The 23,703-nt window shown below is 48.9% G+C and carries 24 protein-coding genes and 2 pseudogenes; 17 read left to right on the top strand and 9 right to left on the bottom strand.

Annotated elements, in window-relative coordinates:
* Positions 1-110: 110 nt before the first annotated feature.
* The 3 genes and pseudogenes from rluB (at position 111) to QUE34_RS08275 (ending at position 2,495) form a co-directional block, all read left to right on the top strand.
* Positions 111-986 carry a 23S rRNA pseudouridine(2605) synthase RluB gene (rluB, locus tag QUE34_RS08265; protein WP_001291206.1) on the top strand — a complete coding sequence of 292 codons (876 nt, stop codon included), beginning with the start codon at positions 111-113 and terminating at the stop codon, positions 984-986.
* 169 nt (positions 987-1,155) lie between these two features.
* Positions 1,156-2,177 (top strand): annotated as a pseudogene (locus QUE34_RS08270) (hypothetical protein).
* A 9-nt stretch (positions 2,178-2,186) separates the two neighbouring features.
* Positions 2,187-2,495 (top strand): hypothetical protein, encoded by a 309-nt coding sequence (locus QUE34_RS08275; RefSeq protein WP_001000715.1) that lies wholly within the window; start codon positions 2,187-2,189, stop codon positions 2,493-2,495.
* A gap of 56 nt (positions 2,496-2,551) precedes the next feature.
* Here QUE34_RS08275 and cobO read toward each other — a convergent pair whose 3' ends face one another.
* Positions 2,552-3,142, bottom strand: coding sequence for a cob(I)yrinic acid a,c-diamide adenosyltransferase (gene cobO / locus QUE34_RS08280; RefSeq protein ID WP_001278877.1), 591 nt, complete (start codon positions 3,140-3,142; stop codon positions 2,552-2,554).
* Positions 3,139-3,897, bottom strand: coding sequence for a YciK family oxidoreductase (locus QUE34_RS08285; RefSeq protein ID WP_000559303.1), 759 nt, complete (start codon positions 3,895-3,897; stop codon positions 3,139-3,141). The genes cobO and QUE34_RS08285 overlap by 4 nt, the downstream gene beginning before the upstream one ends.
* A 219-nt stretch (positions 3,898-4,116) precedes the next feature.
* On the opposite strand from QUE34_RS08285, the gene sohB reads away from it, so the two are divergent.
* Positions 4,117-5,166, top strand: a complete 1,050-nt coding sequence (sohB, locus tag QUE34_RS08290) for a protease SohB (protein WP_000422059.1) — start codon at positions 4,117-4,119, stop codon at positions 5,164-5,166.
* Positions 5,167-5,201: 35 nt separating this feature from the next.
* Here sohB and QUE34_RS08295 read toward each other — a convergent pair whose 3' ends face one another.
* A complete protein-coding gene (locus tag QUE34_RS08295; protein WP_001031527.1) occupies positions 5,202-5,453 on the bottom strand; it encodes a YciN family protein in 252 nt (83 codons plus the stop codon).
* Positions 5,454-5,832: 379 nt separating this feature from the next.
* On the opposite strand from QUE34_RS08295, the gene topA reads away from it, so the two are divergent.
* From topA to acnA, 6 genes are all read left to right on the top strand, one after another.
* Positions 5,833-8,430: a type I DNA topoisomerase gene (gene topA, locus QUE34_RS08300; RefSeq protein WP_001309471.1), complete on the top strand. Its 2,598-nt coding sequence runs from the start codon at positions 5,833-5,835 to the stop codon at positions 8,428-8,430.
* A 209-nt stretch (positions 8,431-8,639) separates the two neighbouring features.
* Positions 8,640-9,614 (top strand): HTH-type transcriptional regulator CysB, encoded by a 975-nt coding sequence (cysB, locus tag QUE34_RS08305; protein WP_000776253.1) that lies wholly within the window; start codon positions 8,640-8,642, stop codon positions 9,612-9,614.
* Between the two features lie 318 nt (positions 9,615-9,932).
* Positions 9,933-10,073, top strand: a complete 141-nt coding sequence (locus QUE34_RS08310) for a YmiA family putative membrane protein (RefSeq protein ID WP_001300896.1) — start codon at positions 9,933-9,935, stop codon at positions 10,071-10,073.
* A gap of 2 nt (positions 10,074-10,075) precedes the next feature.
* Positions 10,076-10,243 carry a YciX family protein gene (locus QUE34_RS08315; protein WP_032302929.1) on the top strand — a complete coding sequence of 56 codons (168 nt, stop codon included), beginning with the start codon at positions 10,076-10,078 and terminating at the stop codon, positions 10,241-10,243.
* 113 nt (positions 10,244-10,356) lie between these two features.
* Positions 10,357-10,452 (top strand): small membrane protein YmiC, encoded by a 96-nt coding sequence (ymiC, locus tag QUE34_RS08320; protein ID WP_001310756.1) that lies wholly within the window; start codon positions 10,357-10,359, stop codon positions 10,450-10,452.
* Between the two features lie 163 nt (positions 10,453-10,615).
* The gene (gene acnA, locus QUE34_RS08325) at positions 10,616-13,291 is read left to right on the top strand and encodes an aconitate hydratase AcnA (protein ID WP_032302931.1); all 2,676 of its coding nucleotides are present in this window, start codon (positions 10,616-10,618) and stop codon (positions 13,289-13,291) included.
* A 63-nt stretch (positions 13,292-13,354) separates the two neighbouring features.
* Here the strand turns inward: acnA and ribA are convergent, their stop codons facing one another.
* Positions 13,355-13,945 carry a GTP cyclohydrolase II gene (gene ribA, locus QUE34_RS08330; RefSeq protein ID WP_001176293.1) on the bottom strand — a complete coding sequence of 197 codons (591 nt, stop codon included), beginning with the start codon at positions 13,943-13,945 and terminating at the stop codon, positions 13,355-13,357.
* Positions 13,946-14,114: 169 nt separating this feature from the next.
* On the opposite strand from ribA, the gene pgpB reads away from it, so the two are divergent.
* From pgpB to yciH, 5 genes are all read left to right on the top strand, one after another.
* Entirely contained in the window at positions 14,115-14,879 is a 765-nt protein-coding gene (pgpB, locus tag QUE34_RS08335) for a phosphatidylglycerophosphatase B (protein WP_001256551.1), read from the top strand.
* Between the two features lie 148 nt (positions 14,880-15,027).
* Positions 15,028-15,336, top strand: a complete 309-nt coding sequence (lapA, locus tag QUE34_RS08340; protein WP_000876284.1) for a lipopolysaccharide assembly protein LapA — start codon at positions 15,028-15,030, stop codon at positions 15,334-15,336.
* A 6-nt stretch (positions 15,337-15,342) separates the two neighbouring features.
* Positions 15,343-16,512, top strand: a complete 1,170-nt coding sequence (gene lapB, locus QUE34_RS08345) for a lipopolysaccharide assembly protein LapB (protein ID WP_000891338.1) — start codon at positions 15,343-15,345, stop codon at positions 16,510-16,512.
* 191 nt (positions 16,513-16,703) lie between these two features.
* Complete coding sequence (gene pyrF / locus QUE34_RS08350; RefSeq protein WP_024218644.1) at positions 16,704-17,441, top strand: orotidine-5'-phosphate decarboxylase; 738 nt, start codon at positions 16,704-16,706, stop codon at positions 17,439-17,441.
* Positions 17,441-17,767, top strand: coding sequence for a stress response translation initiation inhibitor YciH (gene yciH, locus QUE34_RS08355; RefSeq protein ID WP_001353236.1), 327 nt, complete (start codon positions 17,441-17,443; stop codon positions 17,765-17,767). The genes pyrF and yciH overlap by 1 nt, the downstream gene beginning before the upstream one ends.
* 125 nt (positions 17,768-17,892) lie before the next feature.
* On the opposite strand, the gene osmB is transcribed toward yciH, so the two are convergent.
* The 3 genes from osmB to QUE34_RS08370 form a co-directional block, all read right to left on the bottom strand.
* Complete coding sequence (osmB, locus tag QUE34_RS08360; RefSeq protein WP_000498253.1) at positions 17,893-18,111, bottom strand: osmotically-inducible lipoprotein OsmB; 219 nt, start codon at positions 18,109-18,111, stop codon at positions 17,893-17,895.
* Positions 18,112-18,379: 268 nt separating this feature from the next.
* Positions 18,380-19,129, bottom strand: a complete 750-nt coding sequence (gene yciT / locus QUE34_RS08365) for a DNA-binding transcriptional regulator YciT (protein ID WP_001088604.1) — start codon at positions 19,127-19,129, stop codon at positions 18,380-18,382.
* An 89-nt stretch (positions 19,130-19,218) separates the two neighbouring features.
* A complete protein-coding gene (locus QUE34_RS08370) occupies positions 19,219-19,392 on the bottom strand; it encodes a YciZ family protein (protein ID WP_001288368.1) in 174 nt (57 codons plus the stop codon).
* Positions 19,393-19,429: 37 nt separating this feature from the next.
* Here QUE34_RS08370 and ymiD point away from each other — a divergent pair, with 37 nt between their 5' ends.
* Positions 19,430-19,558 (top strand): protein YmiD, encoded by a 129-nt coding sequence (gene ymiD, locus QUE34_RS08375; protein ID WP_213054491.1) that lies wholly within the window; start codon positions 19,430-19,432, stop codon positions 19,556-19,558.
* On the opposite strand, the gene pdeR is transcribed toward ymiD, so the two are convergent.
* Positions 19,540-21,525, bottom strand: coding sequence for a cyclic di-GMP phosphodiesterase (gene pdeR / locus QUE34_RS08380; RefSeq protein ID WP_000859969.1), 1,986 nt, complete (start codon positions 21,523-21,525; stop codon positions 19,540-19,542). The genes ymiD and pdeR overlap by 19 nt on opposite strands.
* A 53-nt stretch (positions 21,526-21,578) precedes the next feature.
* On the opposite strand from pdeR, the pseudogene QUE34_RS08385 reads away from it, so the two are divergent.
* A pseudogene (locus tag QUE34_RS08385) lies at positions 21,579-21,682 on the top strand (hypothetical protein).
* Positions 21,683-21,758: 76 nt separating this feature from the next.
* On the opposite strand, the gene rnb reads toward QUE34_RS08385, so the two are convergent.
* Entirely contained in the window at positions 21,759-23,693 is a 1,935-nt protein-coding gene (rnb, locus tag QUE34_RS08390) for an exoribonuclease II (protein ID WP_000484993.1), read from the bottom strand.
* Between the last annotated feature and the right edge of the window lie 10 nt (positions 23,694-23,703).

Here is a 23,703-nt window from a genome sequence, read left to right on the forward strand (position 1 = left end):
CAGGAGAGTTCAAACAGACTTTACTATCAGTGAGTCAGATGTAAGTTCTGACTCATTGTTGCACAAAAGCATATCAGACGCCTGGGAAGGCGACACCAAAAGGAAGCTCTATGAGCGAAAAGCTACAGAAAGTGCTGGCGCGTGCCGGCCACGGTTCTCGCCGTGAAATCGAATCTATTATTGAAGCCGGTCGTGTGAGTGTTGATGGCAAAATTGCTAAACTCGGCGATCGTGTTGAAATTACCCCTGGATTGAAAATCCGTATCGATGGTCACCTGATTTCGGTACGTGAGTCCGCTGAACAAATTTGTCGCGTTCTGGCCTATTACAAACCGGAAGGTGAGTTGTGTACCCGTAACGATCCGGAAGGGCGTCCAACGGTATTTGACCGTCTGCCAAAGCTGCGTGGCGCACGCTGGATTGCCGTAGGTCGTCTGGACGTTAACACCTGTGGTCTGCTGCTGTTCACCACCGACGGTGAGCTGGCAAACCGTTTAATGCACCCAAGCCGTGAAGTTGAACGTGAATATGCCGTGCGTGTATTTGGTCAGGTTGACGACGCGAAACTGCGTGATTTGAGTCGTGGCGTGCAGCTGGAAGATGGTCCGGCAGCCTTTAAAACCATTAAGTTCAGCGGCGGCGAAGGGATCAACCAGTGGTACAACGTTACTCTGACCGAAGGCCGTAACCGTGAAGTTCGTCGTCTTTGGGAAGCTGTTGGTGTGCAGGTGAGCCGTCTGATCCGCGTGCGTTACGGTGATATCCCACTGCCGAAAGGTCTGCCACGCGGTGGCTGGACTGAGCTGGATCTTGCCCAGACTAACTATCTGCGTGAGCTGGTGGAACTACCGCCAGAAACCAGCTCTAAAGTTGCTGTAGAAAAAGACCGTCGTCGTATGAAGGCGAATCAAATTCGTCGTGCGGTGAAACGTCACAGCCAGGTCAGCGGCGGTCGTCGTTCTGGTGGACGTAATAATAACGGTTAATTTAAGTTAAGTATTAAATAAAGGCCCTGCGGGGCCTTTTCTTCATTTGAAGCATGATAAATAGTCGCAGTATTTTAATTTAATTTCATACTTGCTTATGAATAATGCCAGGGAATAGCCACATTACTATTTAATTATCTGAGATAAACTCAACGTCAAGAGGTGGGTTATGATTAGATATAGTGGATTATTTCTATCGCTGTTAATGCTTTCAGGTTGTGCAACTGAAACATTGAAAAATGAACAAGCTGAAACTGTTATTACTGCGGGTAACAAGGCGGTTGCGGCGAATGCAAGTTTCTTTAAACAATACTATGCTTCTCGTGAAAACTTCCTTGTTAATTTTTATGCGACTAATCCGGATTGTGCATTGCGACCTGATTATGAAACGATTATGGAAAATAATACTAATAAAGAGTCCTTATGTATGCAATCAGAGAAAGGGGACAAAACATCGTATAAAGACGTTACTAAAGTTCAATTGGCAACCACAGAAAAACAAAAGCTACTGGCTTCACTTGAGGTCGTTAACAGTATGAGCTCCTATGTGGAGTTGTTGACGGTGGATATGGATGTTGACGATAGTAAACAAATTATATTACTTAATCAGGCGCTCGATCATGCAAACAACGCCCAAAAACTACTTGGCCTTTCAGAAGGTGAAGAACTGACTAAGTCAGCTGTAGCTGTTAAAGATTTAGTTCAATATTTCAATGGATTATATAAAGAGAAGATTAAATCAGAAAATGTTGGTAAAACGGTAGGTAGTACTGGCCACGACTTCAAAGAAATTTACAAGATTTACTCGATGATATAGCAACGAAACAGCAGCAAATGGATTGGAATAATTTTGCGAACATCAGCAATAATTTTTATTACTATAATAAGGCCCGAGCAAATACTAAAAACATAGAATTTAAAACATTAAAGAGTAGACAGGAATTTTTGAGTGCAGTAATTAATCTTAATGAAAGCAGATTGCGTTCATCTGATCCGGCGGCTCCAGCAATACAAGCTATTAATGCCTTCATGGATAAAGGAAATCATCTACAAGATTTATACTCTAATAAATCTCTTTCTAAAGCGGATTTAGAGCGTAGGAATGAGATCCTGCGTTCTCAAGTTATTAGTGGTCTACAGGCGTCAGAGGAGCTGGCAAAACTTCTTATTGCCAGCGGAGTTATGTTATAGGAGGTCATTATGAACGATGTGCAAAATCGACGAATACTGGCATTGCTCAATATGCTGTACTATGCCTTAGGAAACCGAACAACTTGCGATATATGTCACAAATATTTTATTCTGGTTTTGTCGGTAATGAATAATCTGACAATTAATTATGGCTCGCAAACGTCACCAGAACTGACTGGTATTAGTTATGAAGATGCTAATGATTTGATCACTGAATTAATACTGTTTATTGAAGACGTCAATGCGGATAATGACATGGAATATCCCGCACACTTGAATAAAATTCAAGCTCTTCTTAATTTTGCCGTGGCTAATTAAGCCATTCAGTATCTAAAATTAGCACCTCAAGAGGCGAACTTTTGAGGTGCTTTCCCTTAATAATCAATCCCGATTTGCGCCTTAACACCGGCATCAAACGCATGTTTGACGGGGCGTAATTCACTTACCGTATCCGCCAGTTCAAGAATATCCCGATGACAACCACGACCCGTGATAATCACCGTCTGTTGATGTGGACGTTCATTTAACGCCTGCACCACTTCTTCCAGTGGCAAATAGTCATACGCCACCATATAAGTCAGCTCATCGAGCAAAACCATATCCAGTGAAGGATCGGCCAGCATTCGTTTGGCATGTTGCCAGACTTCACGGCAGGCCGCGGTATCAGATTCGCGGTTTTGCGTATCCCAGGTAAAGCCCGTTGCCATCACCTGAAATTCAACGCCGTGTGGTTCCAGCAGATTTCGTTCGCCATTAGGCCAGGTGCCTTTAATAAACTGCACGACGCCCACTTTTTTTCCGTGACCAACTGCGCGTGTTGCCGTACCAAATGCTGCGGTGGTTTTGCCTTTTCCATTGCCGGTAAAGACGATGATAATACCGCGTTCATCCTGGGCCTGGGCCACACGGGCATCCACTTTATCTTTTACACGCTGCTGACGCTGTTGGTAGCGTTCATCACTCATTGGGATATTCCTGGTTTACGGCCCGGTTGGGCGTCAAAGGTCATGCCGGTTTTACGGCGGCTGTCATCGCCCATCAGCCAGAGGTAGAGCGGCATGATATCAGCGGGTGTTTTAAGTTTCTGTGGATCTTCGGTCGGGAAGGCGCTTGCGCGCATTGCGGTGCGCGTACCACCTGGGTTAATGCAGTTGACGCGCAGGCGCTGCTGATATTCATCGGCCAGTACCTGCATCATCCCTTCGGTGGCAAATTTCGACGCTGCATAAGCGCCCCAGTTTGCACGCCCCTGACGTCCAACGCTTGATGAAGTAAAGACCAGTGAACCGGCGTCCGATTTGAGTAATAAAGGAAGCAGTGCCTGGGTGAGCATAAAGGTGGCATTAACGTTGACCTGCATGACGTCCTGCCAGACCTGCGGATTTTGTTCGCTCATTGGGCAAACATCGCCGAGCAATCCGGCATTATGCAAAACACCATCCAGACGCGGATAATTAACGGCAATGCGCTGTGCCAGTTGTTGGCAATCTTCGGACGTGCAGGTCAGCAAATCGAGAATAAACCACTGTGGCTGACGCCCAGTTTCTTCGTTTATGTGGCTGGCTACCTGACGTAATTTTTCTTCATTACGGCCCAACAGAATCACTGTCGCACCATAGCGTGCATACGTCATCGCGGCTTCACGACCAATACCATTGCTGGCTCCCGTCACCAGGATAATGCGATCATTGAGTAAATCTTGTTTTGGCTGGTAATGCATGGCTACTCCTCAACGACGTTGTCTGTCGCGCTGCCAGTGTACTTTAAGACTTTGGGGCTTTATGCCTGAAACAGAAGGGCATTTCAATCAGCCTGGGGCGATAACACCGCAAAATGGATACTTTGTCATACTTTCGCTGCAATAACATCTCTGCGAGACGGCTTAACATGCCTGTTGTAAACTGTGAGCCAAAGCGTTGTTTAACCAAGGTGGGGACTCGTGGAATTGTTGTCTGAATATGGTTTGTTTTTGGCGAAAATCGTTACCGTTGTGCTAGCGATTGCGGCGATTGCCGCCATTATTGTCAATGTTGCTCAACGTAATAAACGCCAGCGTGGCGAATTACGGGTCAACAATCTCAGCGAACAGTATAAGGAGATGAAAGAAGAACTGGCCGCGGCGCTGATGGACACTCATCAGCAAAAACAGTGGCATAAAGCGCAGAAGAAAAAGCACAAGCAAGAAGCGAAAGCCGCAAAAGCGAAAGCCAAACTGGGCGAGGTGGCAACTGACAGTAAACCTCGCGTCTGGGTGCTGGATTTTAAAGGCAGCATGGACGCCCATGAAGTGAACTCGCTACGTGAAGAGATAACGGCGGTACTCGCAGCATTTAAACCGCAGGATCAGGTTGTGCTACGTCTGGAAAGCCCTGGTGGCATGGTGCATGGTTACGGGCTGGCGGCTTCGCAGCTGCAGCGTCTGCGTGATAAAAACATTCCTTTAACTGTTACGGTAGACAAAGTTGCTGCCAGCGGCGGTTACATGATGGCCTGTGTGGCGGACAAAATTGTTTCCGCACCGTTTGCTATTGTGGGTTCCATTGGGGTGGTGGCGCAAATGCCCAACTTTAACCGCTTCCTGAAAAGCAAAGATATTGATATCGAACTGCACACCGCCGGGCAGTATAAGCGCACGCTGACCTTGCTGGGTGAAAACACCGAAGAAGGGCGGGAGAAATTCCGCGAAGAGCTGAACGAAACGCATCAGTTATTTAAAGATTTTGTGAAGCGTATGCGTCCGTCTCTGGATATTGAACAGGTGGCAACGGGTGAACACTGGTACGGACAACAGGCGGTAGAGAAAGGCCTGGTTGATGAAATCAACACCAGTGATGAAGTTATTCTTAGCCTGATGGAAGGCCGTGAAGTGGTCAATGTACGCTATATGCAGCGTAAAAGACTCATTGACCGATTCACCGGCAGCGCGGCAGAGAGCGCCGATCGATTGTTGCTACGCTGGTGGCAGCGGGGGCAAAAGCCATTGATGTAAAAGACAAACGCGAGGGTAAGACCTCGCGTTTTGCTTTAATCAACCAGGTGATATTTTTCTGAAAGCACATGGGCCAGGTGTTTGAACATATTAAACACCGCGGTGCTTTTGGCTGTTGGCAATCCTTGTTCATCTAAAAAGTAGTCGCCGGTAAAGACCAGCACGCCATTACGCTGCGAGACGCCGGTGGCTTCAATCCCTGCGAGCGTATCCTCATGCTCACGAATGATTTTATTGGCCTCTTTCAACAGCGTTTCGCGGTCGATGGGTTGTGTCTCTTTGTTCATTATTTACTCCTTAAACAAGGACATTAGTCTACGCCAGGCATGGCTTGCAGACAAATATACCACGCTGGTGGCAAGAGCGCCTTACTGGCAACTTTGGATTTTGCATGCTAATAAAGTTGCGTATCGGATTTTATCAGGTACAGTGTGACGCTTTCGTCAATCTGGCAATAGATTTGCTTGACATTCGACCAAAATTCCGTCGTGCTATAGCGCCTGTAGGCCAAGACCTGTTAACTCAGTCACCTGAATTTTCGTGAACAGAGTCACGACAAGGGGTTGATATCCGCAGAGAACGAGTCCATATCGGTAACTCGTTGCCAGTGGAAGGTTTATCAACGTGCGACGCATTCCTGGAAGAATCAAATTAGGTAAGGTGAATATGGGTAAAGCTCTTGTCATCGTTGAGTCCCCGGCAAAAGCCAAAACGATCAACAAGTATCTGGGTAGTGACTACGTGGTGAAATCCAGCGTCGGTCACATCCGCGATTTGCCGACCAGTGGCTCAGCTGCCAAAAAGAGTGCCGACTCTACCTCCACCAAGACGGCTAAAAAGCCTAAAAAGGATGAACGTGGCGCTCTCGTCAACCGTATGGGGGTTGACCCGTGGCACAATTGGGAGGCGCACTATGAAGTGTTGCCTGGTAAAGAGAAGGTCGTCTCTGAACTGAAACAACTGGCTGAAAAAGCCGACCACATCTATCTCGCAACCGACCTTGACCGCGAAGGGGAAGCCATTGCATGGCACCTGCGGGAAGTGATTGGTGGTGATGATGCGCGCTATAGCCGAGTGGTGTTTAACGAAATTACTAAAAACGCGATCCGCCAGGCATTTAACAAACCGGGTGAGCTGAATATTGATCGTGTTAATGCCCAGCAGGCGCGTCGTTTTATGGACCGCGTGGTGGGATATATGGTTTCGCCGCTGCTGTGGAAAAAGATCGCTCGTGGTCTGTCTGCAGGTCGTGTGCAGTCGGTGGCGGTCCGCCTGGTGGTCGAGCGTGAGCGTGAAATTAAAGCGTTCGTACCGGAAGAGTTCTGGGAAGTCGATGCCAGCACGACCACGCCATCTGGTGATGCGTTGGCGTTGCAGGTGACTCATCAGAACGACAAACCGTTCCGCCCGGTCAACAAAGAACAAACTCAGGCTGCGGTAAGTCTGCTGGAAAAAGCGCGCTACAGCGTGCTGGAACGTGAAGACAAACCGACAACCAGTAAACCTGGCGCTCCTTTTATTACCTCTACGCTGCAACAAGCTGCCAGCACCCGTCTTGGTTTTGGCGTGAAAAAAACCATGATGATGGCGCAGCGTTTGTATGAAGCAGGCTATATCACTTACATGCGTACCGACTCCACCAACCTGAGTCAGGACGCAGTAAATATGGTTCGCGGTTATATCAGCGATAATTTTGGTAAGAAATATCTGCCGGAAAGTCCGAATCAGTACGCCAGCAAAGAAAACTCACAGGAAGCGCACGAAGCGATTCGTCCTTCTGACGTCAATGTGATGGCGGAATCGCTGAAGGATATGGAAGCAGATGCGCAGAAACTGTACCAGTTAATCTGGCGTCAGTTCGTTGCCTGCCAGATGACCCCAGCGAAATATGACTCCACGACGCTGACCGTTGGTGCGGGCGATTTCCGCCTGAAAGCACGCGGTCGTATTTTGCGCTTTGATGGCTGGACGAAAGTGATGCCTGCGCTGCGTAAAGGCGATGAAGATCGTATCTTACCGGCAGTCGATAAAGGCGATGCTCTGACGCTCGTTGAACTGACACCAGCCCAGCACTTTACCAAGCCGCCAGCCCGTTTCAGTGAAGCATCGCTGGTTAAAGAGCTGGAAAAACGCGGTATCGGTCGTCCGTCTACCTACGCGTCGATCATTTCGACCATTCAGGATCGTGGCTATGTGCGAGTAGAAAATCGTCGTTTCTATGCGGAAAAAATGGGCGAAATCGTCACCGATCGCCTGGAAGAGAATTTCCGTGAGTTAATGAACTACGACTTCACCGCACAGATGGAAAACAGCCTCGACCAGGTGGCAAATCACGAAGCAGAGTGGAAAGCTGTACTGGATCACTTCTTCTCGGATTTCACCCAGCAGTTAGATAAAGCTGAAAAAGATCCCGAAGAGGGGGGTATGCGCCCGAACCAGATGGTTCTGACCAGCATCGACTGCCCGACCTGTGGTCGCAAAATGGGTATTCGCACAGCGAGCACCGGGGTATTCCTTGGCTGTTCCGGCTACGCTCTGCCACCGAAAGAGCGTTGCAAAACCACCATCAACCTGGTGCCGGAAAACGAAGTGCTGAACGTGCTGGAAGGTGAAGACGCTGAAACCAACGCGCTGCGCGCAAAACGTCGTTGCCCGAAATGCGGCACGGCGATGGACAGCTATCTCATCGATCCGAAACGTAAGTTGCATGTCTGTGGTAATAACCCAACCTGCGACGGTTACGAGATCGAAGAGGGCGAATTCCGCATTAAGGGTTATGACGGCCCGATCGTTGAGTGTGAAAAATGTGGATCTGAAATGCACCTGAAAATGGGGCGTTTCGGTAAATACATGGCCTGCACTAACGAAGAGTGTAAAAACACACGTAAGATTTTACGTAACGGCGAAGTGGCACCACCGAAGGAAGATCCGGTGCCATTACCGGAGCTGCCGTGCGAAAAATCAGATGCTTATTTCGTGCTGCGTGACGGTGCTGCCGGTGTGTTCCTGGCGGCCAATACCTTCCCGAAATCGCGTGAAACACGTGCGCCACTGGTGGAAGAGCTTTATCGCTTCCGCGACCGTCTGCCGGAAAAACTGCGTTATCTGGCCGATGCGCCACAGCAGGATCCGGAAGGTAATAAGACCATGGTTCGCTTTAGCCGTAAAACCAAACAGCAATATGTCTCTTCGGAAAAAGACGGAAAGGCGACTGGCTGGTCAGCATTTTATGTTGATGGCAAATGGGTTGAAGGGAAAAAATAACCTTTAATTCTGTCAGGTTATTATAAACAAAGGGTCGCGAAAGCGGCCCTTTTTTATTGCATATTATTTTTTCTTCACACCTATACACTAAGGCTATAAATGATATAGTGGTTATAGTTAGCACCTTTTTTATTATTAAATCGTATTAGTCACCCGCCAGGTGTGACGAAAAAACGATGTTCTGATGGCGTCTAAGTGGATGGTTTAACATGAAATTACAACAACTTCGCTATATTGTTGAGGTGGTCAATCATAACCTGAATGTCTCATCAACGGCGGAAGGACTTTACACATCACAACCCGGGATCAGTAAACAAGTCAGAATGCTGGAAGACGAGTTAGGCATTCAAATTTTTTCCCGAAGCGGCAAGCACCTGACGCAGGTAACGCCAGCAGGACAAGAAATAATTCGTATCGCTCGTGAAGTCCTGTCGAAAGTCGATGCCATAAAATCGGTCGCCGGAGAGCACACCTGGCCGGATAAAGGCTCGCTGTATATCGCCACCACGCATACCCAGGCACGCTATGCGTTACCAAACGTCATCAAAGGCTTTATTGAGCGTTATCCTCGCGTTTCTTTGCATATGCACCAGGGCTCGCCGACACAAATTGCTGATGCTGTCTCTAAAGGCAATGCCGATTTCGCTATCGCCACAGAAGCGCTGCATCTGTATGAAGATTTAGTGATGTTACCGTGCTACCACTGGAACCGGGCTATTGTGGTAACCCCGGATCATCCTCTGGCAGGCAAAAAAGCCATTACCATTGAAGAACTGGCGCAATATCCGTTGGTGACATATACCTTCGGCTTTACCGGACGCTCAGAACTGGATACTGCCTTTAACCGCGCAGGGTTAACGCCGCGTATCGTCTTCACGGCAACGGATGCTGACGTCATTAAAACTTACGTCCGGTTAGGGTTGGGGGTAGGGGTTATTGCCAGCATGGCGGTGGATCCGGTCGCCGATCCCGACCTGGTGCGCGTTGATGCTCACGATATCTTCAGCCACAGTACAACCAAAATTGGTTTTCGCCGTAGTACTTTTTTGCGCAGTTATATGTATGATTTCATTCAGCGTTTTGCACCGCATTTAACGCGTGATGTCGTTGATGCGGCTGTCGCATTGCGCTCTAATGAAGAAATAGAGGTCATGTTTAAAGATATAAAACTGCCGGAAAAATAATTTCTTGCGTTATTTTCGGCACCTTTTATGTAGCGAAGGTGCCGGAATATATTCTCTTTTGTTGCTTATTTGTATACCGTGCACAATATTTTTATCCCTCATATTTATAGGGTAAATTACCTGTAAAGTAGTGTCTAATTACCCGCCTCGCAAACTCCAGTTTTCAAATATCTATTTCAGGTCAAAAGATTGAATTATTCACTGGAGACGATTCGTAAATTCGCTGGATTTTTGACTAAAGTTTCTTTAGGATTTGTCTCATCGCATGATTAATTACACCAATCGTTCAACGTCTTGCTGATAAGTGATGGCGATTATATGAGGTTAGCAATGCCTTCTGGAAATCAGGAACCCCGCCGGGACCCTGAATTAAAACGCAAAGCCTGGCTAGCGGTATTTCTTGGTTCTGCACTTTTCTGGGTGGTTGTCGCACTGCTGATTTGGAAAGTGTGGGGATAACTATGGTCGGTCAGGAGCAACTGGAGTCGTCACCATTATGTCAGCATAGTGACAATGAACCAGTAACGAAACGGGAATGTTCCGTCGTTATTCCAGACGACTGGCAACTAACAACGCAGCAGCAAGCCTTTATAGAACTGTTTGCTGTAGATGATCAGCCGAAACAATAATTATCATCATTCTTATTACCCATTTTTAATGAATTAAAGGGCTTTTAATACACCGCAGCAATAACAGGTTGAGTTATCTCAACACAAAGTAATAACCGTTAAGGGTGTAGCCTATGATCAACACAAATATGAAATATTGGTCCTGGATGGGCGCATTTTCTCTGTCGATGCTCTTCTGGGCCGAACTCCTCTGGATCATTACTCACTGATCCCTGACCCCGCTGCGGCGGGGTTTTCATTTGCTTTGCCACAAGGTTTCTCCTCTTTTATCAATTTGGGTTGTTATCAAATCGTTACGCAATGTTTGTGTTATCTTTAATATTCACCCTGAAGAGAATCAGGGCTTCGCAACCCTGTCATTAAGGAGGAGCTATGTCGTCAACCCTACGAGAAGCCAGTAAGGACACGTTGCAGGCCAAAGATAAAACTTACCACTACTACAGCCTGCCGCTTGCTGCCAAATCACTGGGCGATATCACCCGTCTGCCTAAGTCACTCAAAGTTTTGCTCGAAAACCTGCTGCGCTGGCAGGATGGTAACTCGGTTACCGAAGAGGATATCTACGCGCTGGTGGGATGGCTGAAAAATGCCCATGCTGACCGTGAAATTGCCTACCGCCCGGCAAGGGTGCTGATGCAGGACTTTACCGGCGTACCTGCCGTTGTTGATCTGGCGGCAATGCGCGAAGCGGTTAAACGCCTCGGCGGCGATACTGCAAAGGTTAACCCGCTCTCACCGGTCGACCTGGTCATTGACCACTCGGTGACCGTCGATCGTTTTGGTGATGATGAGGCATTTGAAGAAAACGTGCGCCTGGAAATGGAGCGCAACCACGAACGTTATGTGTTCCTGAAATGGGGAAAGCAGGCGTTCAGTCGTTTTAGCGTCGTGCCGCCAGGCACAGGCATTTGCCATCAGGTTAACCTCGAATATCTCGGCAAAGCAGTGTGGAGCGAATTGCAGGACGGTGAATGGATTGCTTATCCGGATACACTCGTTGGTACTGACTCGCACACCACCATGATCAACGGCCTTGGCGTGCTGGGGTGGGGCGTTGGTGGGATCGAAGCCGAAGCCGCAATGTTAGGCCAGCCGGTTTCCATGCTTATCCCGGACGTAGTGGGCTTTAAACTCACCGGAAAATTACGTGAAGGTATTACCGCCACAGACCTGGTTCTCACCGTTACCCAAATGCTGCGCAAACATGGCGTGGTGGGGAAATTCGTCGAATTTTATGGTGATGGGCTGGATTCACTACCGCTGGCGGATCGCGCCACCATTGCCAATATGTCGCCAGAATATGGTGCCACCTGTGGTTTCTTCCCAATCGATGCTGTCACCCTCGATTACATGCGTTTAAGCGGGCGCAGCGAAGATCAGGTCGAGTTGGTCGAAAAATATGCCAAAGCGCAGGGCATGTGGCGTAACCCGGGCGATGAACCGATTTTTACCAGTACGTTAGAACTGGATATGAATGACGTTGAAGCGAGCCTGGCAGGGCCAAAACGCCCACAGGATCGCGTTGCACTGCCCGATGTACCAAAAGCATTTGCCGCCAGTAACGAACTGGAAGTAAATGCCACGCATAAAGATCGCCAGCCGGTCGATTATGTTATGAACGGACATCAGTATCAGTTACCTGATGGCGCGGTGGTCATTGCTGCGATAACGTCGTGCACCAACACCTCTAACCCAAGTGTGCTGATGGCCGCAGGTTTGCTGGCGAAAAAAGCTGTAACTCTGGGCCTCAAGCGGCAACCGTGGGTCAAAGCGTCGCTGGCACCAGGCTCGAAAGTCGTTTCTGATTATCTGGCAAAAGCGAAACTGACACCGTATCTGGATGAACTGGGATTTAACCTTGTGGGATACGGTTGTACCACCTGTATTGGTAACTCTGGTCCATTGCCCGATCCTATCGAAACGGCAATCAAAAAAGGCGATTTAACCGTCGGTGCGGTGCTGTCCGGCAACCGTAACTTTGAAGGCCGTATCCATCCGCTGGTTAAAACTAACTGGCTGGCCTCGCCGCCGCTGGTGGTTGCCTATGCGCTGGCGGGAAATATGAATATTAACCTCGCTTCTGAGCCTATTGGTCACGATCGTAAAGGCGATCCGGTATATCTGAAAGATATCTGGCCATCGGCACAAGAAATTGCCCGTGCGGTAGAACAAGTCTCCACAGAAATGTTCCGCAAAGAGTACGCAGAAGTTTTTGAAGGCACAGCAGAGTGGAAGGAAATTAACGTCACACGATCCGATACCTACGGTTGGCAGGAAGATTCAACCTATATTCGCTTATCGCCTTTCTTTGATGAAATGCAGGCAACACCAGCACCTGTGGAAGATATTCACGGTGCGCGGATCCTCGCAATGCTGGGGGATTCGGTTACCACTGACCACATTTCTCCGGCGGGCAGTATTAAGCCCGATAGCCCGGCGGGGCGATATCTACAAGGTCGGGGTGTTGAGCGCAAAGACTTTAACTCCTACGGTTCGCGGCGTGGTAACCATGAAGTGATGATGCGCGGCACCTTCGCCAATATTCGCATCCGTAATGAAATGGTGCCTGGCGTTGAAGGGGGGATGACGCGGCATTTACCTGACAGCGAGGTCATCTCTATTTATGATGCCGCGATGCGCTATAAGCAGGAACAAACGCCGCTGGCGGTGATTGCCGGGAAAGAGTATGGTTCAGGCTCCAGCCGTGACTGGGCGGCAAAAGGTCCGCGTCTGCTTGGCATTCGTGTTGTGATTGCCGAATCGTTTGAACGAATTCACCGCTCGAATTTAATTGGCATGGGCATCCTGCCGCTGGAATTTCCGCAAGGCGTGACGCGTAAAACGTTAGGGCTAATCGGGGAAGAGAAGATTGATATTGTCGATCTGCAAAGTCTACAACCCGGTGCGACGGTTCCGGTGACGTTTACGCGCGCGGATGGTAGCCAGGAAGTCGTACCCTGCCGTTGTCGTATCGACACCGCGACGGAGTTGACCTACTACCAGAACGACGGCATTTTGCATTATGTCATTCGTAATATGTTGAAGTAACGAGTATTTGCTTGCCGGTTATTTTGCTTCCGGCAAGCAAATGAATTACACAATGCAAGAGGGTTATTTGTTCAGCAAATGACCCATTTTCTCGGCTTTGGTATCGAGATAATGTTCGTTATTGGGGTTACGACCTACAATCAACGGTACGCGTTCAACAATATTAATCCCTGCTTCGCTCAGAATTTCGACTTTTTTCGGGTTGTTGGTTAACAAGCGGACTTCATTGACGCCAAGGAGTTTGAACATATCAGCGCAAAGAGTGAAGTCGCGCTCATCAGCGGCGAAGCCTAACTGGTGGTTAGCCTCTACAGTATCGTAACCTTGATCCTGCAGTGCATAAGCGCGGATTTTATTCAGCAGACCAATGTTACGACCTTCCTGACGGTGATACAGCAAAATACCACGGCCTTCTTCGGCAATTTGCGTCAGTGCCGCTTCGAGCTGGAAGCCACAATCGCAGCGCAAGCTGAACAGGGCGTCACCGGTCAGACATTCGGAATGGACGCGCGCAAGTACCGGGGTATGCCCGGAAATATCGCCATAGACTAGCGCGACATGATCGTGTCCGGTTGCCAGTTCTTCAAATCCCACCATCAGGAAATCGCCCCATGGGGTTGGCAGTTTGGCTTCTGCCACACGTTTAAGCTGCATGAAATTCTCCAGATAATGCTGGTTCTGTATTGGCTTATTTTGCCATAACGAGAAGGGGTTCACCTAATCACGACGCGTCGATCGTTCACGGAATGGCACAAATCTGTCAATTTTTCCCGGAACTGGCATTTTCAGTTATGATTGTGGGACTTATCAAAAAGGAGATGCCATGCGTTCGATTGCCAGACGTACCGCAGTGGGAGCTGCACTATTGCTTGTTATGCCGGTAGCCGTATGGATTTCTGGCTGGCGTTGGCAACCTGGAGAACAAAGTTGGCTACTAAAAGCGGCTTTTTGGGTTACTGAAACTGTCACTCAGCCCTGGGGCGTCATTACACATTTGATTTTATTCGGCTGGTTTCTCTGGTGTCTGCGTTTTCGCATTAAGGCTGCCATTATGTTATTTGCCATTCTGGCGGCGGCAATCCTTGTGGGACAAGGCGTTAAATCCTGGATCAAAGACAAAGTCCAGGAACCACGACCTTTTGTAATCTGGCTGGAAAAAACACATCATATTCCGGTTGATGAGTTCTACACTTTAAAGCGAGCAGAACGCGGAAATTTAGTGAAAGAACAGTTGGCTGAAGAGAATAATATCCCACAATATTTGCGTTCACACTGGCAGAAAGAGACGGGGTTTGCCTTTCCTTCCGGTCACACGATGTTTGCTGCCAGTTGGGCGCTGTTGGCCGTTGGGTTGCTGTGGCCGCGTCGGCGAACGTTAACCATTGCTATCTTGCTGGTCTGGGCAACAGGAGTCATGGGAAGCCGCCTGCTACTCGGGATGCATTGGCCGCGCGATCTGGTGGTAGCTACGTTGATTTCGTGGGCGCTGGTGGCGGTGGCAACGTGGCTTGCACAACGAATTTGTGGGCCATTAACACCACCTGCGGAAGAAAATCGCGAAATTGCGCAACGAGAACAAGAAAGTTAACGCTGGTTGATTTTCCGAATTTAGCCCTTAAATCATCAACAATGCGCGTGGTTGCCATTTCGCAGACGGCGCGAAAATGGTACTTTAAAGGGCTATTGCGGTAAGTTGACCATAATTTATTCGCTCTAACCACATAACGGGAAGTAATGTGAAATATTTACTCATTTTCTTACTGGTGTTAGCGATCTTCGTGATTTCGGTCACGTTGGGTGCGCAGAACGATCAACAGGTGACGTTTAATTATCTGTTAGCGCAAGGGGAGTACCGTATTTCCACATTGCTGGCGGTATTGTTTGCTGCGGGGTTTGCTATCGGTTGGCTGATTTGCGGCCTGTTCTGGCTGCGAGTTCGTGTTTCCCTGGCGCGCGCTGAACGTAAAATAAAGCGACTGGAAAACCAGCTTTCACCCGCGACTGACGTGGCTGTAGCGCCGCATTCGTCAGCGGCGAAGGAATAACTTTCTATGCTGGAGTTGTTGTTTCTGCTTTTGCCTGTAGCCGCTGCCTATGGCTGGTATATGGGCCGCAGAAGTGCGCAACAAAACAAGCAAGATGAAGCCAACCGCTTGTCGCGTGATTACGTAGCGGGGGTTAACTTTCTGCTTAGTAATCAACAGGATAAAGCGGTAGACCTGTTTCTCGATATGCTTAAAGAGGATACGGGTACCGTTGAAGCCCACCTTACGCTCGGAAACCTGTTTCGTTCGCGTGGCGAAGTTGATCGCGCTATTCGCATCCATCAGACCCTAATGGAAAGCGCCTCGCTGACCTATGAACAGCGTCTGTTGGCGATTCAACAACTGGGGCGTGATTACATGGCCGCCGGGTTATACGACCGCGCGGAAGACATGTTCAATCAACTGACCGATGAAACTGACTTCCGCATTGGCGCGCTGCAACAGTTGCTACAAATCTACCAGGCTACCAGCGAGTGGCAGAAAGCAATTGATGTTGCCGAACGCCTGGTGAAGCTGGGTAAAGATAAGCAGCGCGTCGAAATTGCTCATTTCTACTGCGAGTTAGCCCTACAGCATATGGCCAGCGACGATCTCGATCGTGCCATGGCCTTGTTAAAAAAAGGTGCGGCGGCAGATAAAAACAGCGCCCGCGTATCCATCATGATGGGACGCGTATTTATGGCGAAAGGAGAATACGCCAAAGCCGTCGAAAGTTTGCAACGCGTGATATCCCAGGACAGAGAACTGGTCAGCGAAACGCTGGAAATGCTGCAAACCTGCTACCAGCAGTTGGGTAAAACTGCCGAATGGGCAGAGTTCCTGCAGCGCGCGGTGGAAGAGAACACCGGTGCCGATGCTGAACTAATGCTTGCGGACATCATCGAAGCGCGCGACGGTAGTGAGGCCGCACAGGTCTATATTACCCGTCAGCTTCAGCGTCATCCGACCATGCGTGTGTTCCATAAGCTAATGGATTACCACTTAAATGAAGCGGAAGAAGGGCGTGCCAAAGAGAGTCTGATGGTGCTGCGTGACATGGTTGGCGAGAAGGTGCGTAGTAAGCCTCGTTATCGCTGCCAGAAATGTGGTTTTACCGCATACACCCTCTACTGGCATTGTCCATCTTGTCGGGCCTGGTCAACCATTAAACCGATTCGCGGTCTTGATGGCCTGTAATTTTTAAAAAAATCCGACTTTAGTTACAACATACTAATTATTGATGTTCCATTGTGCTTCGGTAACTCGGGCGCAGAAAAGCCTGCCAGGGGGGAAATCGCAACTGTTAATTTTTTATTTCCACGGGTAGAATGCTCGCCGTTTACCTGTTTCGCGCCACTTCCGGTGCCCATCATCAAGAAGGTCTGGTCATGACGTTAACTGCTTCATCTTCTTCCCGCGCTGTTACGAATTCTCCTGTGGTTGTTGCCCTTGATTATCATAATCGTGATGCCGCGCTGGCCTTTGTCGACAAGATCGACCCACGCGATTGTCGTCTGAAAGTCGGCAAAGAGATGTTTACGCTGTTTGGACCTCAATTTGTACGCGAACTTCAACAGCGTGGTTTTGATATCTTCCTCGACCTGAAATTTCACGATATTCCCAACACTGCAGCGCACGCTGTCGCTGCTGCAGCTGACTTAGGCGTGTGGATGGTGAATGTTCACGCCTCCGGTGGGGTGCGTATGATGACCGCAGCGCGTGAGGCACTCGTCCCGTTTGGCAAAGATGCACCGCTTTTGATTGCTGTGACGGTGTTGACCAGCATGGAAGCCAGCGACCTGGCCGATCTTGGCGTGACGCTGTCACCTGCAGATTATGCAGAACGTCTGGCGGCACTGACGCAAAAATGTGGCCTTGATGGTGTGGTGTGTTCTGCTCAGGAAGCTGTGCGCTTTAAACAGGTATTCGGTCAGGAGTTCAAACTGGTTACGCCGGGCATTCGTCCGCAGGGCAGTGAAGCTGGTGACCAGCGCCGCATTATGACGCCAGAACAGGCGTTGGCGGCTGGTGTTGATTATATGGTGATTGGTCGCCCGGTAACGCAATCGGTAGATCCAGCGCAAACGCTGAAAGCGATCAATGCCTCTTTACAGCGGAGTGCATGATGAGTGATTCCAACAGCCGTCTGGTCTACTCAACGGAAACCGGACGTATTGATGAGCCAAAAGCGGCCCCTGTACGCCCTAAAGGCGACGGTGTGGTGCGTATTCAGCGTCAGACCAGTGGACGTAAAGGTAAGGGCGTTTGCTTGATTACCGGTGTCGATCTCGATGATGCCGAACTGACAAAACTGGCAGCGGAACTGAAGAAAAAATGCGGCTGCGGCGGGGCAGTTAAAGATGGAATTATTGAAATCCAGGGTGATAAGCGCGATTTATTAAAATCACTGCTTGAAGCGAAAGGGATGAAGGTAAAACTCGCCGGCGGTTAACATAAAAAGCCACGGATATATCCGTGGCTTTAGAATATTTTACTGTGTGTATTATTCAGTTATTTCGTACTGAACAGAATCAAGCGTATTATAATTGCGAGTCGATAATCGACATTTATTTACGATTATTTACCGACCTGGTGACCAATAACACCACCGACGGCTGCACCACCTAATGTACCCAGCGTACTGCCATCGGTCAGTACTGCACCGCCTAATGCACCTGCGCCCGCGCCAATTGCGGTGTTACGGTCTCGTTTAGACCAGTTAGAACAGGCACTCAGAGACATTGCCAGGGTAATTGCCAGAACAGCCGCGGTCATTTTTTTGCTCGTTACAAACATAATACTCTCTCCTGAATTTATGATTCACGGAAGTAAGCTCTCTATAACTATAATAGCTAAGAATAAGCCTGGTGAAATTATTCCGTGAAATCTGCTCGCGCGCAGGGTTATATCACGCAGGTGATAATGACTTCCTGTTATATCGCTGATAATAATTTTATATCTTGAGAGTGTTAATAACAGGTAAATAGTCTTAATTATCAACCAGGAATCATCTTAGAGCGGATGATTTGCAAAACAGCAAATCATCCGTAGAGAAGGGAAATGGTTAAATGTCAACGACGTGAACGGTGAGTTTACTGTGCTCAAGATGCATCAGATCGCTGGCGCGTATTTTCGAATCGGTAATCACGCGATTGAATCGCTCAACGGGGCCGATGGAGTATGAATGTACAGCACCAAATTTCGAGCTGTCAGTCAGGACTATCGCTTCGCACTCTTTTTCCAGCACGGCATTGACCACATCGGTACGCATCATATCGCGACCGGTAAACCCAGTTTCAGGTTGCCAGCCATCAATACCAATAAATGCTTTGCTGAAATGCACCTGTTGGATGCACTGGCGTGTCAAAGGACCAACCATACTTTCGCTTTTTTTCTGGTACACGCCACCGAGCAAAATGACTTCACAAGGCGCGTCTTTCAGCAAATGCGCGATGTAGCTGCTGACCGTGATGATCGTGACATTTTTCTTCTGCTCGCCCAGAGTCCGGGCGAGCAGGGCATTGCTGCTGCCATTTTCGATAAAGATGGTTTCGCCCGGTTGAACCAGTGACGCGGCAAACTCGGCGAGTTCACGCTTCAGCGTATAGTTGTTCATCATACGGGTTTCGACGTCATCACTATCAAGCGAAACTGCAAAACCATGTGCACGGCGGAGGTAACTCAGTTTTTCGAGGGTGTTGAGATCCTGGCGAATGGTAACTTCAGAAACTCCAGTGGCTTTTGCCAGATCGGTTACGCTAACCTGACCCTGGTCAATGACCATCTGTAGAATAGTTTGTTGTCGGGAATTCATCGCTGTAATTCTTATAACGTTATAATACTTAATAAAAAAATACTGACGCGCCGGGCATCCTCAAATAGGAAAACCTGAAGGCACGATTGTTAAATCTCCCACGGTGCCTTCGGGATGTCTGGCGTAGATTCAGCAACCTGGCGCAAGAGTTCTGCTTTAAGTATCTCGAGATTATGGATCGCAGAGTGGTAATCGCCTGCCACAAGGATATCTAACACAATATCAATACGTTCGGCAACGCGCTGGGCATCAAATTCAGACATCAAGGACATCCTTATAGCAAAAGGGAGAAAATGAATAATGCAAAAATTGCCGCTAAAAGAGAAGTGTTTAACGGCAACGGCTAATTATCATCCGGGAATACGATATATAATGACGGAATACATCGCTAAGTATATATATTCATCTACTTATGAGCGCTTCAGATAGCGTTTATACCAGCGTTCGAAGGCGACGGCGGGCATTGGTTTGGCAAACAAAAATCCTTGCCGCTCATTGATCCCGTTCTTGGTTAAAAAAGCATCTTCCTTTTTACTCTCCACTCCTTCAGCAATCACCTGAAGATTCAATGCCTGGGCCACAGCGACGATCGCCCGGACCAGCGACTGCGATACAGGTTGTTTGTGAATATCTCGAACAAAAACCTGGTCAAGTTTAATCGCATCGATCGGAAAGCGCGCCAGTTGCGAAAGTGAAGAGTAGCCGGTACCAAAATCGTCCAGATGCACTTGCGCACCTAGTTGGCTAAATTGTTGAATAACAGACAGTGCCAGTTCATCATTCTCAATCAGGCAGCTCTCCGTCAGTTCAACATCAATAGGGCAGTATTCAAAATTGAGTTCCTGGAGAACCTGTTTCAGGGCGGTGAAAATGGTTTGATCGGCGAGCTGACGTGCAGAAATGTTTACCGCCACTCGCAGGTTAATGCCTTTATCCCGCCACTTCGCCACCTGGCGTACGACATCGAGAATCACCCAACGGCCTAAAGGCACAATTAGCCCTGACTCTTCGGCGTAGGAAATAAAGTCCAACGGTGGAATCAACCCACGTTCAGGTGACTGCCAACGTACTAAAGCTTCCAGACTGCGTACTTCGCCACGCCAGGTGATTTTCGGTTGATAGTGAATAACCAACTGATCGTTTTCCAGTGCTTTACGCAAGTTGGTATCCAGCCAGAGATATTCAAATACCCGCTGATTCATTTCTGGGGTAAAAACGCAAAATTGTCCTCGTCCGCCTTCCTTCGCTGTGTACATTGCTGTGTCGGCGTGACGAATAATAGCCGCGCTGTCCGAACCATGTTCGGGAGAGAGTGAAATACCCACTGAACAGCTGGTATAAACTTCAATTAAACCAATGCGGAAGGGGAGTCGTAAGCGGGTCAAAATTCGTGATGCCATTGCTTCCAGCGCGCTTTGTGAGGTATTGGATGCCAGTACCAGAAACTCATCGCCACCTGGACGCGCCAACACCTGATCATGTTCGAGACAGCTTAAAATGGCCAATGACACTTCGCGTAATAGCTGGTCACCAAACAAATGCCCATAAGCGTCGTTGACCTTTTTAAAATTATCCAAATCAAGATACACAACCCCAACTTTATTGTTATCTGCCTGATTAATGGCGTGATCGATTAACTCTTGCATTGCGTTACGATTCGGCAGTCCGGTGATACTGTCGGTATTTGCCAGAATACGCAGTCGCTCCTGAGCGCGGCGCTCTTCGGTAATGTCGGTGCCGGAACAGATTAAAAAAATCTCGTTCTTGCCACTGCCGCTGTGGACAAATTTATTGCGAAACAGAAACAGCCGCTGGCCTTTACGTGTTGGTATCCACAGTTCGACTTCATATGCATTGCCGCTTCGAAAAAATACACGGTTATTGCGCCTGGATGCCGCAGCTTCACGACGGCTCATAAACAGTTTAAACACGCTTTGCCCAATGACGTCGTGTTCTTTCAACCCTGTGTAATCTTCACATAACCGATTGAAGCGTTGGATATTCCCCCGACTGTCGAGAATCACTATTGCGGAATGTGCTTCAGAAACTACCTGCTCAGCAAAGGAAAGCCCGTGTGATAAATCACGAGCAACCGCCGGTGTGTCATGCCATGCCGACGCGTTGCCAGCCCATTCCCGTTTATTGATTTTTCGTCCTACCAGATGCACAGAAAGATCGCTTTCATCGACGGTCAGACTCATCATCAGGCTGGAAGTGATGACCGTCATTTCCCTGATGCGAGCAGCCTGTTCGGCAGATAACTGCAACGTACGTTCAGGTTCTGTGGTTTCGGTGGTAGAAAAGCGCAAAACATCGCTGCTTTCCGTCAACCGCCAGTATGGATTGTGCGATCCGAGAAAGTTGTACAACGTTGTGGACTCCCTAACGGTTTTCATGATGCATATCCTCCGGTTAACAGCGGAGTCCGCGGTTAAATAAAAGGAACAACATGACTTACATGAAATTAACGGCGGCTAAACGCATTGTTTTTTTATCTATTTATTTGTAATCCAGTTTTGGAAAAACGCCAGTTTTCAAACGAAAGTCAGTTAAAAATCTGCCGGGATATGGCGAAGGTGGAGCGGGGAAATAAACGGCCCATTCATGAGGAATGGGCCGTGAAAGGAGATTACGCGACCGGGCGTGCAATAATGCTGCGGGTTTCCATGCGGACTTCGGCAATGGTGACGTCAATAACGTCGGTCACTTTGTAAGCCGTTTCACCTTTAATTTGTACAGTGCCGTTTTCCTGGCTGCAAACCAGTTCATCGCGCACAGCGTGTAAGAAAGGTGCTGGAATAAAGGCGATAGCGCCGTTATCAACCAAACGCACACGCATGCCGCCACGGCTGATATCGACAATTTCCGCCGCGAAACGGGTGTCGGTCCCGGCTTTGTCTTTCAGGAAGCGTGCGTATAACCAGTCGCCAACATCACGTTCTGCCATTCGGTTGAGACGGCGACGCTCGGCCATTTGGACAGTGATTTCATCCTGCGGACGCGTCGCAGTTTCGCCTTTGATAACCGCTTTCAGCAGACGGTGGTTGATCATGTCGCCATATTTACGGATTGGCGAAGTCCAGGTGGCGTATGCTTCCAGACCGAGGCCAAAGTGAGGACCGGGTTCAGTGCTAATTTCAGCAAATGACTGGAAGCGACGAATGCGGCTGTCGAGGAAACCAGTTGGTTGCGCATCCAGTTCACGACGCAGTTTGCAGAAACCGTCCAGCGTGAGCACTTCTTCGGCATCGACATGCAGACCGTGGGTTTTCAGCAACGCCGCCAGCGCGTCGGCATTCGCCGGATCAAAGCCCATATGCACGTTATAGATGCCAAAACCGAGCTTATCGCGCAGTACGCGGGCCGCACAAATGTTAGCGGCAATCATCGCTTCTTCGACGATACGATTGGCAATGCGACGAGGCTCGGCGACGATATCCAGCACTTCACCTTTTTCACCGAGAATAAAGCGGTAATCCGGGCGATCTTTAAATACCAGTGCGTGGTTATTACGCCACTCGCCACGGCGTTGGCAAATTTGCGCTAACAAACGGACTTGTTCGGCAATTGCTTCACTTTCAGGCTGCCAGTCACCGGTATTTTCCAGCCAGTCAGAGACCTGGTCATACACCAGCTTCGCTTTGGATTCGATGGTGGCGGCAAAGAATTCGATATTATCTTCAATGGTGCCATCAGCGGAGAGCGTCATGCGGCATGCCAGTACCGGGCGGACTTCATTGGCGCGCAGTGAGCAGAGATCGTCAGAAAGCTCGCGAGGCAGCATAGGGATGTTGAAGCCAGGCAGATAGTTGGTGAATGCGCGAATTTTCGCGGCTTTGTCCAGCTTGCTGCCTTCTGCGATCCACGCGGTTGGATCGGCAATCGCCACAATCAGCTGCAGTTTGTCATCCGGCAACGCCTTAGCGAAAAGGGCATCATCCATATCTTCCGTGCTGGCACTGTCGATGGTGACAAAATCCAGTGCAGTCAGATCTTCACGAACCAGACCTTCATCAAGCATTTCTGTAGCGACGCCGTCTGGTGCTTCTTTTTCCAGGTTATGGCGCGCCAGGGTAACCCACCACGGTACAAAGTGGTCGTCACCAAAAGTGATGTATTGTGTCAGTTCAGCATAGAAAGAACGATCGCCTTTCAGCGGATGACGGCGCATTTCGGCAACCGCCCAGTCGCCTTCTTTAAACTCGTGGTTCAGACCACGGGCTGCGCGGCAAGGAATGGCGTCTTTTAACAGTGGATGATCAGGAACGATGGCCAGACGGTCATTTTTGCCCTGAACTTTACCCACGAAACGAGTCAGAAACGGTTCAACCAGTTCTTCTGGCTCTGCGGATTCACGTTCTTTTTCACTGTGGATCACCGCGATAATTCGGTCGCCATGCATGACTTTTTTCATCTGCGGCGGCGGAATGAAATAACTTTTTTGCGCGTCGACTTCCAGGAAGCCAAAGCCTTTTTCTGTGGCTTTTACCACCCCTTCAGCGCGTGGCGTCTGGGAATGCAGTTGCTGTTTAAGCTGCGCTAGCAGCGGGTTGTCCTGAAACATAATTGTCTAT

This window comes from Escherichia sp. KS167_9B (assembly GCF_030295215.1).
In the GTDB taxonomy this organism is placed as follows: domain Bacteria; phylum Pseudomonadota; class Gammaproteobacteria; order Enterobacterales; family Enterobacteriaceae; genus Escherichia; species Escherichia coli_F.

Coding starts and splice junctions, on each gene's coding strand:
- rluB (WP_001291206.1), top strand. CDS start 111: ATGAGCGAAAAGCTACAGAAAGTGCTGGCGCGTGCCGGCCACGGTTCT.
- QUE34_RS08275 (WP_001000715.1), top strand. CDS start 2,187: ATGAACGATGTGCAAAATCGACGAATACTGGCATTGCTCAATATGCTG.
- cobO (WP_001278877.1), bottom strand. CDS start 3,142: ATGAGTGATGAACGCTACCAACAGCGTCAGCAGCGTGTAAAAGATAAA.
- QUE34_RS08285 (WP_000559303.1), bottom strand. CDS start 3,897: ATGCATTACCAGCCAAAACAAGATTTACTCAATGATCGCATTATCCTG.
- QUE34_RS08295 (WP_001031527.1), bottom strand. CDS start 5,453: ATGAACAAAGAGACACAACCCATCGACCGCGAAACGCTGTTGAAAGAG.
- topA (WP_001309471.1), top strand. CDS start 5,833: ATGGGTAAAGCTCTTGTCATCGTTGAGTCCCCGGCAAAAGCCAAAACG.
- cysB (WP_000776253.1), top strand. CDS start 8,640: ATGAAATTACAACAACTTCGCTATATTGTTGAGGTGGTCAATCATAAC.
- QUE34_RS08310 (WP_001300896.1), top strand. CDS start 9,933: ATGAGGTTAGCAATGCCTTCTGGAAATCAGGAACCCCGCCGGGACCCT.
- QUE34_RS08315 (WP_032302929.1), top strand. CDS start 10,076: ATGGTCGGTCAGGAGCAACTGGAGTCGTCACCATTATGTCAGCATAGT.
- ymiC (WP_001310756.1), top strand. CDS start 10,357: ATGATCAACACAAATATGAAATATTGGTCCTGGATGGGCGCATTTTCT.
- acnA (WP_032302931.1), top strand. CDS start 10,616: ATGTCGTCAACCCTACGAGAAGCCAGTAAGGACACGTTGCAGGCCAAA.
- ribA (WP_001176293.1), bottom strand. CDS start 13,945: ATGCAGCTTAAACGTGTGGCAGAAGCCAAACTGCCAACCCCATGGGGC.
- pgpB (WP_001256551.1), top strand. CDS start 14,115: ATGCGTTCGATTGCCAGACGTACCGCAGTGGGAGCTGCACTATTGCTT.
- lapB (WP_000891338.1), top strand. CDS start 15,343: ATGCTGGAGTTGTTGTTTCTGCTTTTGCCTGTAGCCGCTGCCTATGGC.
- pyrF (WP_024218644.1), top strand. CDS start 16,704: ATGACGTTAACTGCTTCATCTTCTTCCCGCGCTGTTACGAATTCTCCT.
- yciH (WP_001353236.1), top strand. CDS start 17,441: ATGAGTGATTCCAACAGCCGTCTGGTCTACTCAACGGAAACCGGACGT.
- osmB (WP_000498253.1), bottom strand. CDS start 18,111: ATGTTTGTAACGAGCAAAAAAATGACCGCGGCTGTTCTGGCAATTACC.
- yciT (WP_001088604.1), bottom strand. CDS start 19,129: ATGAATTCCCGACAACAAACTATTCTACAGATGGTCATTGACCAGGGT.
- QUE34_RS08370 (WP_001288368.1), bottom strand. CDS start 19,392: ATGTCTGAATTTGATGCCCAGCGCGTTGCCGAACGTATTGATATTGTG.
- ymiD (WP_213054491.1), top strand. CDS start 19,430: ATGCAAAAATTGCCGCTAAAAGAGAAGTGTTTAACGGCAACGGCTAAT.
- pdeR (WP_000859969.1), bottom strand. CDS start 21,525: ATGAAAACCGTTAGGGAGTCCACAACGTTGTACAACTTTCTCGGATCG.
- rnb (WP_000484993.1), bottom strand. CDS start 23,693: ATGTTTCAGGACAACCCGCTGCTAGCGCAGCTTAAACAGCAACTGCAT.